The 13,527-nt window shown below is 52.5% G+C and carries 11 protein-coding genes; 8 read left to right on the top strand and 3 right to left on the bottom strand.

What is annotated here, in order from left to right; all coding sequences use genetic code 11:
• The first annotated feature begins 33 nt into the window (after positions 1-33).
• The 4 genes from NF212_RS15475 to NF212_RS15460 all read left to right on the top strand — a co-directional run bounded on the left by NF212_RS15475 (position 34) and on the right by NF212_RS15460 (position 5,413).
• Positions 34-1,851 carry an assimilatory sulfite reductase (NADPH) flavoprotein subunit gene (locus NF212_RS15475; protein WP_434357163.1) on the top strand — a complete coding sequence of 606 codons (1,818 nt, stop codon included), beginning with the start codon at positions 34-36 and terminating at the stop codon, positions 1,849-1,851.
• On the top strand, positions 1,851-3,539 hold the full coding sequence (gene cysI, locus NF212_RS15470; RefSeq protein ID WP_434357161.1) for an assimilatory sulfite reductase (NADPH) hemoprotein subunit: 1,689 nt from the start codon (positions 1,851-1,853) through the stop codon (positions 3,537-3,539). Before NF212_RS15475 ends, cysI begins: the two co-directional genes overlap by 1 nt.
• Positions 3,532-4,293, top strand: coding sequence for a phosphoadenylyl-sulfate reductase (locus NF212_RS15465; RefSeq protein WP_434357159.1), 762 nt, complete (start codon positions 3,532-3,534; stop codon positions 4,291-4,293). The genes cysI and NF212_RS15465 overlap by 8 nt, the downstream gene beginning before the upstream one ends.
• 205 nt (positions 4,294-4,498) lie before the next feature.
• Positions 4,499-5,413 (top strand): hypothetical protein, encoded by a 915-nt coding sequence (locus NF212_RS15460; RefSeq protein WP_434357157.1) that lies wholly within the window; start codon positions 4,499-4,501, stop codon positions 5,411-5,413.
• A 104-nt stretch (positions 5,414-5,517) separates the two neighbouring features.
• Here NF212_RS15460 and NF212_RS15455 read toward each other — a convergent pair whose 3' ends face one another.
• Positions 5,518-6,138, bottom strand: a complete 621-nt coding sequence (locus tag NF212_RS15455) for an FKBP-type peptidyl-prolyl cis-trans isomerase (RefSeq protein WP_434357155.1) — start codon at positions 6,136-6,138, stop codon at positions 5,518-5,520.
• Between the two features lie 169 nt (positions 6,139-6,307).
• Here NF212_RS15455 and NF212_RS15450 point away from each other — a divergent pair, with 169 nt between their 5' ends.
• Positions 6,308-6,886, top strand: coding sequence for a LysM-like peptidoglycan-binding domain-containing protein (locus NF212_RS15450; RefSeq protein WP_434357153.1), 579 nt, complete (start codon positions 6,308-6,310; stop codon positions 6,884-6,886).
• Positions 6,887-6,956: 70 nt separating this feature from the next.
• Here NF212_RS15450 and NF212_RS15445 read toward each other — a convergent pair whose 3' ends face one another.
• Both NF212_RS15445 and NF212_RS15440 read right to left on the bottom strand, forming a co-directional pair.
• A complete protein-coding gene (locus NF212_RS15445) occupies positions 6,957-7,418 on the bottom strand; it encodes a GNAT family N-acetyltransferase (protein ID WP_434357151.1) in 462 nt (153 codons plus the stop codon).
• Positions 7,419-7,526: 108 nt separating this feature from the next.
• On the bottom strand, positions 7,527-9,482 hold the full coding sequence (locus NF212_RS15440) for a bifunctional 2',3'-cyclic-nucleotide 2'-phosphodiesterase/3'-nucleotidase (protein ID WP_434357149.1): 1,956 nt from the start codon (positions 9,480-9,482) through the stop codon (positions 7,527-7,529).
• 246 nt (positions 9,483-9,728) lie between these two features.
• On the opposite strand from NF212_RS15440, the gene cysG reads away from it, so the two are divergent.
• From cysG to cysN, 3 genes are read left to right on the top strand one after another with little or no spacing between them, the layout of a single operon-like run.
• Entirely contained in the window at positions 9,729-11,165 is a 1,437-nt protein-coding gene (cysG, locus tag NF212_RS15435; protein WP_434357147.1) for a siroheme synthase CysG, read from the top strand.
• 14 nt (positions 11,166-11,179) lie between these two features.
• Positions 11,180-12,088, top strand: coding sequence for a sulfate adenylyltransferase subunit CysD (cysD, locus tag NF212_RS15430; RefSeq protein WP_434357145.1), 909 nt, complete (start codon positions 11,180-11,182; stop codon positions 12,086-12,088).
• A gap of 9 nt (positions 12,089-12,097) precedes the next feature.
• A complete protein-coding gene (cysN, locus tag NF212_RS15425) occupies positions 12,098-13,522 on the top strand; it encodes a sulfate adenylyltransferase subunit CysN (protein ID WP_434357143.1) in 1,425 nt (474 codons plus the stop codon).
• The last annotated feature ends 5 nt before the right edge of the window (positions 13,523-13,527 follow it).

The raw sequence follows: 13,527 nt of genomic DNA, 5'->3' as shown, positions 1-13,527 counted from the left end.
TAACACCACTTAACGGAGAAGGAATGTCGTGTCATGTTACTCAAGGAGCTCTCGGCTCTCGCCAGCCCGCTAAATGATCAGCAAATCGGCCAGCTCAAACAGGCCGTCTCCGAGCTGACGCCACAGCAACTGGCGTGGATTAGCGGTTATTTCTGGGGTCTCAGCCAAAATCAGACTGCTGCACCGGCAGAAGGTCTGCCCACAGGTGTTCCTGCGGCAGCGGCTCAGCCGGCAGGGAAACTTACCATTATCTATGCCTCGCAAACCGGCAACGCCAAAGGTGTCGCTGAAGCGCTCAAATCCGACGCCGAAGCAGATGGCGTGGCAGTCAGCCTGTTTGCAGCAGACGATTACAAACCGAAAAACCTGGGTAAAGAAACCCATGTGGTTGTGGTGACCTCCACATACGGTGAAGGTGAACCGCCGGAGAATGCTGTCGATCTGCATGAGTTTATCCGCTCAAAGAAAGCCCCAAAGATGGATGGCGTGAAGTTTGCGGTAATCGGCCTTGGTGATTCGAGCTACGAGTTTTTCTGCCAGACGGCAAAAGACTTTGATGAAACTTTTGCCAAGCTGGGTGGTGAGCGCATTGTCGATCGTCTTGACTGTGACGTGGATTACGATGCTCCGGCAGCGGAGTGGCGCAAGGCTGCACTCGAAAAAGTAAAAGAGACCATTGGTGGCGGAGAGCCAGCAGGTGTCATTCCCCTCCACCCGGTAGCGCAGTCTGTTGCCAACTCTTATACCAAGCAGTCTCCTTATGAAGCTGAGCTGTTGGTAAGCCAGAAAATCACAGGTCGCAATTCAACCAAGGATGTTCGCCACGTCGAGATCGATCTTGGTGAATCCGGTCTGTCTTACCAGCCGGGTGATGCCCTGGGTGTTTGGTATGAAAATGATCCAGCCCTTGCAGATGAGATCCTGGCAAAAGTCGGCCTGACCGGTGATGAAAGCATAGAGGTCGATGGGGAAAACCTTAGCCTTCGTGATGCACTGGTGTCGAAGTACGAAATTACCTCCAGTAACCCCCAGCAGGTTGCCAAGGTGGCTGAGCTGTCTGGCAGCAAGAAACTGGCAAAACTGGCCGAAGATAAAGACAAACTCCGCGACTACTCAGCACACACCCAATTGGTGGATGTGCTGGGTGAGAAGAAAGTGAAACTGGACGCCGAGCAATTGACCGGGCTCCTTCGCCGACTGACCCCGCGTTTGTATTCAATTGCCTCAAGCCAGGAAGATGTGGGTGAAGAAGTACACCTGACAGTGGGTGTGGTGGAATACGCTGTCGGTGACAACACCCGCCGGGGCGGCGCATCAAGCTTCCTTGGCCATGGCCTTGAAGAGGGCGGCAAGGTGAAAGTTTTTGTAGAGCATAACAATAACTTCAAATTGCCAGCTGATGATAATACCCCGGTCATCATGATTGGCCCGGGTACCGGTATTGCGCCGTTCCGCAGTTTTATCCAGGAGCGTGAGGCCCGTGATGCTGAAGGGAAAAACTGGCTGTTCTTTGGCGACCGCACATTTACCGAAGACTTCCTTTACCAGGTGGAGTGGCAGAAATACCTTAAATCCGGCTTGTTGACCCGTGCAGACGTTGCTTTCAGCCGTGACCAGAAAGAAAAGGTTTATGTACAGCACCGCATTCTTGAACAAGGTGCCGAGGTGTGGAAGTGGATTGCCGAAGGCGCACATATTTATATCTGTGGTGATGCCAACCTGATGGCGAAAGATGTTCACGGCGCGTTGCTGGCTGTAATAGAGCAACACGGTGGAAAAAGTGCTTCCGAGGCGTCTGATTATCTGAATGAACTGCGCAAAGCCAAACGTTATCAAAAGGATGTGTACTAATGAGCGAAAAATTATCTGATAACGAACGCCTCAAGCGTGAGAGTGGGTTTCTGCGTGGCACGATCGAGCAGGATCTGCAGGATCGGATTACCGGTGGCTTTAACGGCGACAATTTCCAGTTGATCCGTTTTCATGGCATGTACCAACAGGATGACCGTGATATCCGCCCAGAGCGTACCAAGCAAAAACTGGAGCCTCTGCACAATGTGATGCTGCGAGCCCGTATGCCGGGCGGCATTATCACCCCGCAGCAGTGGTTGGCTATCGATAAGTTTGCGACTGACTACACCATGTACGGCAGTATTCGACTTACCACACGCCAGACATTCCAGTTTCACGGTGTGCTGAAGCCGAATATCAAACTGATGCACCAGACGCTGGCAAGTATAGGCATTGACTCTATTGCCACGGCCGGGGATGTAAACCGTAATGTGCTTTGTACCACCAATCCGTTTCAGTCAAAGCTCCACCAGGAAGCCTATGACTGGGCGCGTAAGATCAGTGAGCACCTGCTGCCAAAATCCCGTGCCTATGCAGAGATTTTCCTCGATGGTGAGAAAGTAGAAACCACCGAGGAAGAAGAACCGATCCTCGGCAGCACTTACCTGCCGCGTAAGTTCAAGACCACGGTCACGATTCCGCCTTACAACGATGTGGATGTACATGCTAACGACCTGAACTTCGTTGCCATAGAGGAAGGAGGTGAGCTGGTGGGCTTCAACGTGCTGGTCGGTGGCGGCCTGGCGATGACCCATGGTGACACTTCTACGTATCCGCGTCGTGCTGACGACCTGGGCTTTATTGCCAAAGAGCATACGCTGGCGGTGGCCGCGGCTGTAGTAACCACCCAGCGTGATATGGGTAACCGCAGCAACCGTAAGAATGCCAAGACCAAGTACACCCTTGATCGTGTCGGGACAGATGTCTTTAAAGCAGAAGTGGAAAAACGTGCCGCTATTGCGTTTGAAGAAAGCCGCCCGTATGAATTTACCCACCGTGGAGACCGTTTTGGCTGGGTGGAAGGCATCGACGGTAAACATCACCTGACACTGTTTATTGAGAACGGACGCCTGTTGGATTACCCGGGCAAGCCGCTGAAAACCGGGGTAGCTGAAATTGCCAGGATCCATAAAGGTGATTTCCGCATGACATCGAACCAGAACCTGATCATTGGCGGTGTGCCGAAAAAGGACAAAGCCAGGATCGAAAAGCTGGCCCGAGAGCATGGCCTGATTGATGACGGTGTCAGTGAGCTTCGCAAACAGTCCATGGCGTGTGTTGCCTTGCCGACATGCCCGTTGGCAATGGCTGAAGCTGAGCGTTTTCTGCCTGGGTTTGTTACTGACATTGAGCAAATCCAGCAAAAACACGGTGTGGCTGATGAGGCCATCGTGTTCCGGGTTACCGGCTGCCCTAACGGGTGTGGACGCGCAATGCTGGCGGAAATTGGCCTGGTGGGTAAAGCCATGGGCCGCTACAACCTGCACCTTGGCGGAAACGTCAACGGTACCCGGATTCCAAAGATGTATAAAGAGAACATCACTGAGGCACAAATCCTCGAAGAGCTGGACGGATTGATTGGCCGCTGGGCCAAAGAGCGCGAAGAAGGTGAATCCTTCGGTGATTTCGTCATCCGTGCCGGTGTTGTTGCTGAGGTTGTGGTCTCCAAGAGGGATTTCTATGCCTGATATCAGACTGGCCGAGCTTCTGCCCATGACCCGGGCAGAGCAGGTGCTGGCGCTGGCTGAAACCAACGCCAAGCTGGAAAATCTGTCCGCCCAGGACAGGGTTGCCTGGGCGCTGGAAAACCTGGAAGGGGAGTTTGTTCTTTCCTCCAGCTTTGGGATCCAGGCTGCACTGATGCTGCACCTGGTTACCCAGGTGCGGGCAGATGTTCCGGTGATCCTTACCGATACCGGTTACCTGTTCCCGGAAACCTACCGTTTTATCGATGAGCTGACCGAAAGGCTGAAACTTGACCTGCGTGTTTACACCGCCAAGGAAAGTGCAGCCTGGCAGGAGGCCCGGTATGGGAGCCTTTGGGAGCAGGGTGTTGAGGGGATTGAAAAATACAACCGCCTCAACAAGGTAGAGCCAATGCGCCGTGCATTGGATGATTTGGGTGCGCGCACCTGGTTTTCCGGCTTGCGCCGCGAGCAGTCTTCCAGCCGGGCGACGCTGCCAGTCCTGGGTATCCAGAATGGGCTGTTTAAGTTCCTGCCGGTGATCGACTGGACCAATAAAGACGTACACTACTATTTGAAAGAATTTGACCTGCCATACCACCCACTTTGGGATGAGGGTTACCTGTCTGTCGGGGATACCCATACGACCCGCAAGTGGGAACCGGGTATGAGCGAGGAAGAGACCCGTTTCTTCGGCCTCAAGCGCGAGTGTGGTTTGCATGAGGAAGAAGAAAATGTGGATGGCGGCGGTATCTGAGCCCGCTGTTACAATAAAAAGAAAGAAGCCCATGAAAAGGAAAGCCCCGCACCAATGCGGGGCTTTTTCTGTTTATGTCGGTATTTTGTTCACCGTGTCAGAGTCTTACCAACAATACAGCAGGTAACCCTGGCTTCCTTTACAGTGGGGCTTTCAGGGATGACCGAGTCCTGATGACCTGATTGTTATCAAAAGGAACTGACGAGTGCGCCAGAAACTGGGAAAGTGGCTGTTTGACCGAGAAAGCCGCAGAATCCTCAATACCCCGCCAATCAGATATACCCCACAAGAGGGTCTGGTCATATTCTCCATGGTTGGCAAGCCTGCCTTGTGTATGTATTTACTGGCCATAAAGAGCTTTCTTCTCAATTTCGGCTACGGCCGGGTTGAAGTGATGAGTGATGGCAGCTTGGACGAGGCCGACTGCAACCTTCTCCGTTACCATATTCCCGGCATCAGCTTCAGCCACATTGGAGAGCAGGACACAGGCAAGTGTCCAACGGGGGGAACGTGGGAGCGGTTAAAGCGTGCAGTTGACCTCTCCAGGGAGAGTTATGTTATCCAGCTGGATTCCGATACCGTGGCTTATGGCCCTATGGTGGACGTTGACCGGGCTGTTTCCCAAAACCAGGGTTTTGTTATTGGTAACCCTCGGTGGCAATCACCGGTTTCTGCTGACTCCCTTTATCATGTCGTGAAGAACTGGGATTCCAAGCATGTACAGCCTTCGGCAGAACTGGTGATGAAAGACACCGGATTTTTCAGGAATGGGGAAACTTATCTTCGGGGATGCTCAGGGTTTGCCGGTTACCCTAGAAATGTCGCCAACTGGGACGATGTCGAGTCTGCTTCTATACAGTTTGAGGAGCGCCTTGGCCTCAAGTGGCATGAATGGGGAAGTGAGCAGTTTATGACGTGTTGCCTGATCTCAAAAATGCCGGGTGCCGCTGTCTTGCCGTGGCCGCTTTACCAGAATTTCCGTTTCCCGGATGTACGTGAAAGCATGGAAGCGTCGTCGTTTATCCACTTTATCGGCTCCCACCGCTACGAGCGGGGGACATACAGGCAACTGGCCCGGCGGACTATTTCACGCCTCGACAGTGCCAAACAGATCATCTAACCGTTCCAGGGGCTGGAAAGTCCCCCTTTTCTGGGTTTACCTGCGCAATGGGTATAACGAAAAAACCCTGCCGGAGCAGGGTTTTTCTGGATTTAAAGCCGGGCTTACAGGATATCCAGCAGCTCTACTTCAAATACCAGTACTGCGTATGGAGGGATTGATGCACCAGCACCACGCTCACCATAAGCCAGTTCCTGAGGAATAGTCAGCTTCCACTTAGAACCAACAGGCATCATTTGCAGGGCTTCAACCCAGCCTTTGATAACGCCAGTTACAGGGAATTCAGCTGGTGTACCACGGGTAACAGAGCTGTCGAACACAGTACCGTCAGTCAGCATACCGTGGTAGTGAACACGTACAGTCTTGTCAGACGATGGGATTTCGCCTTCGCCTTCTACCAGCACTTCGTACTGCAGGCCAGATTCAGTGACGTTTACTTCTGGGCGTTTTGCATTTTCTGCGAGGAATGCTTCACCTTCTGCGATAACAGACTTTGCATTTTCCTGACGAATTTGCTCTGCTTTTGTGTGAAGCTCGCGCAGCGCATTGTTGATGTCATCAACGCTGATTTCTGGCATGTCGCCAGCCAGGGCGGTAGCAATACCTTTAGCAATAGCATCAACTTCCAGATCTGGCAGACCTGCACCTGCAAGTTGTTGGCCCATTTGCAGGCCGATGCCGTAGCTGGCTTTCTGTTCAACTGTCTCCAGTTTGATATCAGACATAACGTCACTCTTTCGTTTGTAATGAAAGTGGCAAAGGATAACAGTTGTAGGTATTCGTGGTATACCCAAATCACCTCAAGGTGTGTGGTTCAGAGTGAAAACTGCACCTTGAGGTGGTTTAGGTATAAACGTTTGGTCGGGACAATCGTGGGTAGAGACGGTGGAGTGTATGGAAAGAATTAACCCGTTAATACAAAAAGGCCGGGCGACCTGGTTCCGCCTGAAAAATAACACGGCGGATAAGTTGGGCGGTTTGCTTTCAGCTCCGGTGTTTGAACGTGCTAAAGCCCAGTGGCAATCCTTGCCTCGGTTCCACCGAATCGGCGTGGCTTCTCTCTCAGCAGCCATTCTGATTTTGCTGTTATTGCCGTCATCCCCTCCGGTGCCGGAAACCGGGTCAACCACAGAGAGGGTCTCGGTGGCCATGGATACCTCCCCATTGAGTGATGAACCGGCGAACTCAACAACAGGAGGCAAGTCTTCCCAGGCTGAATGGCATAACTATGAAGTCCAGAAGGGGGACACTCTGGCGAACATTTTCCGCCGTAATGACTTGCCTCTCCACGACCTATATGCAATTTCTGCCATTGAGGGGAGCGACAAGCCCCTGAGCCGCATTCAGCCGGGCCAGCTGCTACGGTTTAAAATTGCAGCCAATGGCGAACTGGATATGCTGCAGATAGAAACCGGTGGCACTGACGCCGCGATGTTTTTCCGCCTGAGTGACGGGAGTTTCGGCCGCCAGTGACGGGTTGCAGGAATTGAAATAACAAAGGGAGCGGAATGCTCCCTTTTGAGTTTTCGGCAGCAGCGCAAGGTTAATCAGGGCTGTCGGCAGGACGCACCATATCGATATGGGGAATACCGTCTTCGAGGTATTCATCTGACACTTCTCTGAACCCATGGCTTTCATAGAAGCCTTTGAGATAGGCCTGGGCTGCAAGTGAAATGGCTTCAGAAGGCCAGTACTGCGTGGCTGTTTCCATCGCTTTCACGATGACGGTGTGGCCGGTACCGAGGCGGCGTTGTGAGGCTTTGGTGACCACCCTACCGATGCTGGGGGTTTCGTAGTTCAGCCCGGGTGGAAGTACTCTAGCGTAGGCTACCAGTTCTGAACCCTCAAAGCCCAGCAGGTGACGGGTTTGAGGGTGGGTATCGTGGCCGTCCAGTTCCGGGTATGGGCAGTTTTGTTCAACAACAAAAACATCGACGCGAAGCTTCAGTAAGGCATACAGCTCACTGGTGGTGAGCTGTTCAAACGTCATTATATTCCATTTCATTTTTCGTGCTCTTCCTGGCAGGAGTCTCATGTTCAATATATAAAAAACCGCAGCATCGTGCTGCGGTTTTCGCGTTAATTTGACTCTGCAATTAGTCGTAAGCCGGACTTATTTTCCTGAAAGGTCAATCTTGTAGATGGCAAAGCCGGTGTCATCGGTGCCGGTTTTTGTCATCGGGTACTGACCCTTGGCTTTGATGAAATCTGCGGCCTTTTGGCTTGGCGCCGTTTCAAAGTGTACATTCAGCTTTTCACCGCCTTTGATAGGGGCGAATGACCAGTTGTTGTCTGCCGTTGGGATAACCTGGCCTTTTTCCTTGCTGACGCGGGAGATGTAATTTGCAAGGACAGTACGGTTCTCATCCGGTGCAGCGAAAGCAATGAAATCGGGACCGGTGCCTGCAAACTTGCCGCTGTAAGCACGGTAGTTGTTGGTTGCAATGATAAACGGTGCCTTCATATCAATTGGCTTGCCGTTGAAGGTCAGGTTCTTGATACGCTCAGAGCCAGGGTTAATGACCTTGCACTCCCCGTCATATTTGGCTGGCTGGGTGATATCCACCTGGTAGTTCACACCATCAATGACATCGAAGTTGTAGGTACGGAAACCGTCCCAGTTAACCAATTCCTGTGGTGCAGTGGAATTCGGGTCAATTTGGTTGAACTGACCGGCAGAGCATTCCAGCCACTCTTTCACTTCCTTACCGGTTACTTTCATGGCAACCAGTGTGTTCGGGTAGAGGTAGAGGTCGGCGGCATTACGGAAAGTCAGCTGGCCCGATTCCACTTCGGTGAAATTGGTTGGGTCGTTCTTACGGCCACCTGCCTTGAATGGGGCAGCAGCAGACAGAACCGGGATGCCATCCAGATCCGGGTCGCCCTGGATAAAGCGTTCAACATAGTCTTTTTGTGCCAGGTTGACGATTTGTACTGTCGGGTCGTCCTGTACTAGTGACAGGAAGCTGTACATAACATCGCTGGCTTTACCGATAGGCTGGTTGACGAATTCGCGAGTACCTTTGTGGTCTGCCTCAACGGCTTTCACCAGTGCAGGATCCGCTTTGACAAGTGCCTTGCCGTCAAAGATTGGCAGGGCCTTGCTGTCACCTTTGACAACTTCCCATTTGCCACTGTCATTGCTGAGGGTCAGATCCATAACACCGACATGGCTGCCCCAGCGTCCCGGCATGACAGCCGCTACACCGTTGATCGTGCCGTTTACGTTATCGACGCCCTGGATATTGTCAAAACCCTTGCCCGGGAACACTGCATGGGAGTGGCCGAATGCAATAGCATCAATACCGTCTACCTGTGACAGGTAGTAGGTGGAGTTTTCAGCCATCAGCTTGTAAGGGTCATGAGACATGCCGGAGTGGGGAATCGCCACAATCACGTCAGCACCTTCCGCTTTCATCTGTGGAACCAGCTCATTAGCGGTTTCGACGATGTCTTTGGCAATGACCTTGCCTTCAAGGTTCTTTTTGTCCCAAGTCATGATCTGCGGAGGAACAAAGCCGATGTAACCGATTTTGACTTGGTGTTCAGCGCCGTCTGTGTCTTTAAAAGTGTGAGTTTTTATGATGTACGGCTTGAAGTAGTGCTCGCCGGTTTTGGCATCGTAAACGTTGGCACAGATATAAGGGAAATTGGCGTCATTCAGGCTCTCTTTGAGGAAATCGAGGCCATAGTTGAACTCGTGGTTACCGATATTTGCCACTTCATAACCGAGCTGGTTCATCGCCTTGTATACAGGGTGTACTTCACCGGCTTTGATGCCCTTGGCTGCCATGTAGTCACCCATGGGGCTGCCCTGGATCAGGTCGCCGTTATCTACCAGGACGCTGTTTACTGCTCCGTCACGGGCTTCTTTGACGACGGTTGCGGCACGGACCAGGCCAATTTTTTCGGATGGCTTGTCCTTGTAGTAGTCGTAGTCCATGACATTGGTATGAATGTCTGTTGTCTCAATGATGCGCAGCTGGATGGTTTCTGCTGCTGCCGGTCCAGCCATTGTCAGCATGCCGGCCAATACGGCCATAGATAGTGACGAAGTTTGCACTTTCATTGTTGTCTCCGATATTAGTGTGCAAAAAGAGCGTGATATCAGTCGGCTGCATTATGCACATAGGACAGTGGCGTTACTGTGATATCGTCAACTTTTATGCTTTTCGCCGCTTATATTGCTGAGACTTTTTGTTAATGAGTCGGTTGTTGCAAACAAATCGATATAAAAAATGATATTTAAGAATTTCAGGTAATATTCTAATGGTTCTATAGTGCCAATCAGGATTAAAGATCGAGGGCACAGGACATGGACTACCTGCCACTGTTTGCAAAACTGGATGGACGACGTTGCGTCGTGGTTGGCGGCGGTGAAGTAGCATGGCGCAAAGCACGTATGCTGCTTAAAGCCGGTGCCCGGTTGTTTCTGGTTGCCCCGGAAGTGAACCGTGAAATCGCTGAAGCGGCGGAAAACGGTGAGTTGGTATGGATTGACCAGCCGTTTCGCCCTGAACATCTTGATGCAACCTTCCTGGTGATTGCTGCTACCGATAACCCGCTGGTTAACGAATTGGTTGCCAAAGCGGCTGACAACCGCCATATCCTGGCCAATGTGGTCGATGACACCCCGAAATGCAGCTTTATCGTCCCGTCAATTGTTGACCGCTCGCCCCTGATCGTTGCGATCTCGTCATCCGGCCAGGCACCGGTCCTGGCCCGTCTTATCCGTGAGAAACTTGAGACGTTACTGCCCCAGCATCTTGGACAAATGGCTAAGATCGCCGGACAGTTTCGTGACACGTTGAAAGCACGGGTTCAAAGCCTTTCCGGTCGCAGAAAGTTCTGGGAACAAGCCTTTGAAGGCCGATTTTCCACTTTGGTCGCTGCCGGACAGCATGATGAAGCGCGGGATGAACTGGAAAGCCTTTCGCGTTCCCAAAAGGCCGGTGGAAGCGTTGCCTTGGTTGGAGCCGGCCCTGGCGATGCCGGATTATTGACGCTGAAAGCCGTCCAACTAATGCAACAAGCTGATGTGGTGCTCTACGACTATCTTGTTTCTGAAGAGGTTTTAGAGCTGGTAAGACGGGATGCGGAACTGGTTTCGGTGGGTAAAAAGGCCGGCTTTCACAGTGTACCGCAGGATCAGATTAACCAGTTGCTGGTGAACTATGCAAAGTCCGGCAAGCGGGTTGTACGACTGAAAGGAGGGGATCCCTTCGTCTTTGGCCGGGGTGGTGAAGAGCTGGAAACCCTGATGGAGTCAGGCGTGACCTGCCAGGTTGTGCCGGGGATTACTGCTGCGGCCGGCGCGACCGCCTATGCGGGGATCCCGCTGACGCACAGGGACTACGCCCAAAGCGCCACCTTTATCACCGGTCACCTGAAACAAGAAGTGGATACGCTGGATTGGGTCACATTGGCAAGACCTAACCAGACGCTGGTGATTTATATGGGCCTGATGAAATCAGGTTATATCCAGCAGCAGCTTTTGGGCAATGGCAGAGACCCGCTTACCCCGGTAGCCATTGTAGAACGTGGTACCCAGGAAAAACAGAAGGTGCTGCGGGGAACACTGAGCGAGTTGTCAGAACTTGCCAAATCTGCCGAAAGCCCGTCACTGATTGTTGTTGGCGAAGTGGCACAACTGAGTGAAAAACTGAATTGGTTCAGCAGCAGCCGGGAAAAAGGTTTGCTGCTGGACGAAAAAGACAGACAACCGGCACCTGCTGTCGTGAATCTCGCATAAGGAAGACAGATAACATGGACCCGAAAACGTTCACCCACCTCAAGCAGCTGGAAGCGGAAAGTATCCATATCATCCGTGAAGTGGCGGCTGAGTTTGATAATCCGGTGATGCTTTACTCCATCGGCAAGGACTCATCAGTGATGCTGCACCTTGCCCGTAAGGCATTCTATCCGGGGAAAATCCCGTTTCCTCTCCTGCATGTCGACACGGACTGGAAATTCCGCGAGATGATTGAGTTCCGCGACCGTACAGCGAAAAAGTACGGTTTCGACCTGCTGGTGCACAAAAACCCCGAAGGGCTGGCAATGGGCATCAACCCATTTGTACACGGCTCCTCCAAGCACACCGACATCATGAAAACCCAGGGTCTGAAGCAGGCACTGAATGAGCACGGTTTTGATGCTGCGTTCGGTGGTGCCCGCCGGGATGAGGAGAAATCCCGCGCCAAGGAACGTGTTTACTCCTTCCGTGACAAGCACCACCGCTGGGATCCGAAAAACCAGCGCCCTGAGCTGTGGCGCACCTACAACGGTCAGGTGAACAAGGGGGAAAGCATCCGTGTTTTCCCGCTGTCCAACTGGACCGAGCTGGATATCTGGCAGTACATCTACCTTGAGGGCATCGATATTGTGCCGCTCTACCTGTCCGAAGAGCGCCCTGTTGTTGAGCGCGACGGCATGCTGATTATGGTCGATGACGACCGTATGCCCCTTGAAGACGGGGAGAAGGTGGAATACCGCAAGGTACGTTTCCGTACCCTCGGCTGCTACCCGCTTACCGGGGCTATTGAATCTGAAGCCAACACATTGCCGGGCATCATTGAAGAGATGCTGGTGGCTCGCTCCAGTGAGCGCCAGGGACGGGCGATTGACCACGACCAGTCCGGGTCAATGGAACTGAAAAAACGCCAGGGATATTTCTAAGGAGCCGGCATGAACAACGCAATTGAACAACAGGTAGCCGAGCTTGGGATTGAGGCCTATCTGCAACAACACCAGAACAAATCCCTGCTTCGTTTCCTGACCTGTGGCTCAGTGGATGACGGCAAGAGTACCCTTATCGGGCGTTTGCTCCATGATTCCCAGCAGATCTATGAAGATCAGTTGGAAGCGATCCATGCAGACAGCGCCAAAGTGGGCACCACCGGCGAGAAACCGGATCTGGCCCTTTTGGTAGACGGCCTGCAGGCAGAGCGTGAGCAGGGTATTACCATTGATGTGGCTTACCGTTACTTCTCAACCCAGAAGCGCAAGTTCATCATTGCTGATACCCCTGGACATGAGCAGTACACCCGCAACATGGCAACCGGCGCGTCGACCTGTGATCTGGCCGTGATCCTGATTGATGCGCGTAAAGGCGTGTTGGATCAGACCCGTCGGCACTCTTACATTGCCAGCCTGCTCGGGATCCGTAACTTTATCGTTGCGGTTAACAAGATGGATCTGGTGGCGTTTGACCAAAGCCGGTTTGAGTCTATCCGTGACGAGTACCTGGCTTTTGCCGAGAAGCTTAACGGCGATATCGATATCAAACTGATCCCGCTTTCTGCACTGGAAGGCGACAACGTAGTCAAAGCCAGTGAGCTGACACCTTGGTATGAAGGTGAGCCGCTTTTGAATATGCTGGAAAGTGTCGATATCGAAAAAGACCGTCTTCGTGGTGAATTCCGTCTTCCGGTCCAGTATGTAAACCGTCCGAACCTCGATTTCCGCGGGTTTGCCGGTACTGTCGCTTCCGGTTCTGTAAAAGTGGGTGATGCGGTAAAAGTACTGCCGTCCGGCAAGGCGTCCACCGTGGCGCGTATTGTCACCTTTGATGGCGACCTGGATGCGGCACATGCAGGACAAGCGGTGACTCTGACCCTGAATGATGAAATTGATATCAGCCGTGGCGACCTGCTGGTACCGGAAAATGCCAATGTAATCCAGGGTAACAAATTGCTCGCTGATGTGGTTTGGATGTCAGAAACTCCGCTGCAACTTGAGCGCCAATACGATATCAAGCTGGCAAGCAAGAAAACCGTGGGTGAGTTCAGTGCCATCCTTCACCAGGTGGATATCAATAACCTGGCGACCTTTGATACCGATGAGCTGCCGCTCAACGGAATTGGGTTGTGTGAGCTTAACCTGACTGAATCTGTTCCCAGTGACCGTTACCTGGATGTTGCCGATACCGGTGGCTTTATCATCATCGACCGCCTCAGCAATGTGACTGTGGGTGCCGGGATGATCCGTGATGTAACCCTGGGCGAGATTCAGGAAACCCCGTCCCAGTTCTCAGCGTTTGAGCTGGAACTCAATGCACTGATCCGAAAGCATTTCCCGCATTGGGATGCCAAAGATCTGAGCAAGCTGTAAGGGTA

Source organism: Parasalinivibrio latis (genome assembly GCF_036825535.1).
In the GTDB taxonomy this organism is placed as follows: domain Bacteria; phylum Pseudomonadota; class Gammaproteobacteria; order Enterobacterales; family Vibrionaceae; genus Parasalinivibrio; species Parasalinivibrio latis.
Note: the sequence above shows the minus strand (reverse complement) of the source record. Positions and strands in the feature narration are given on the sequence as shown.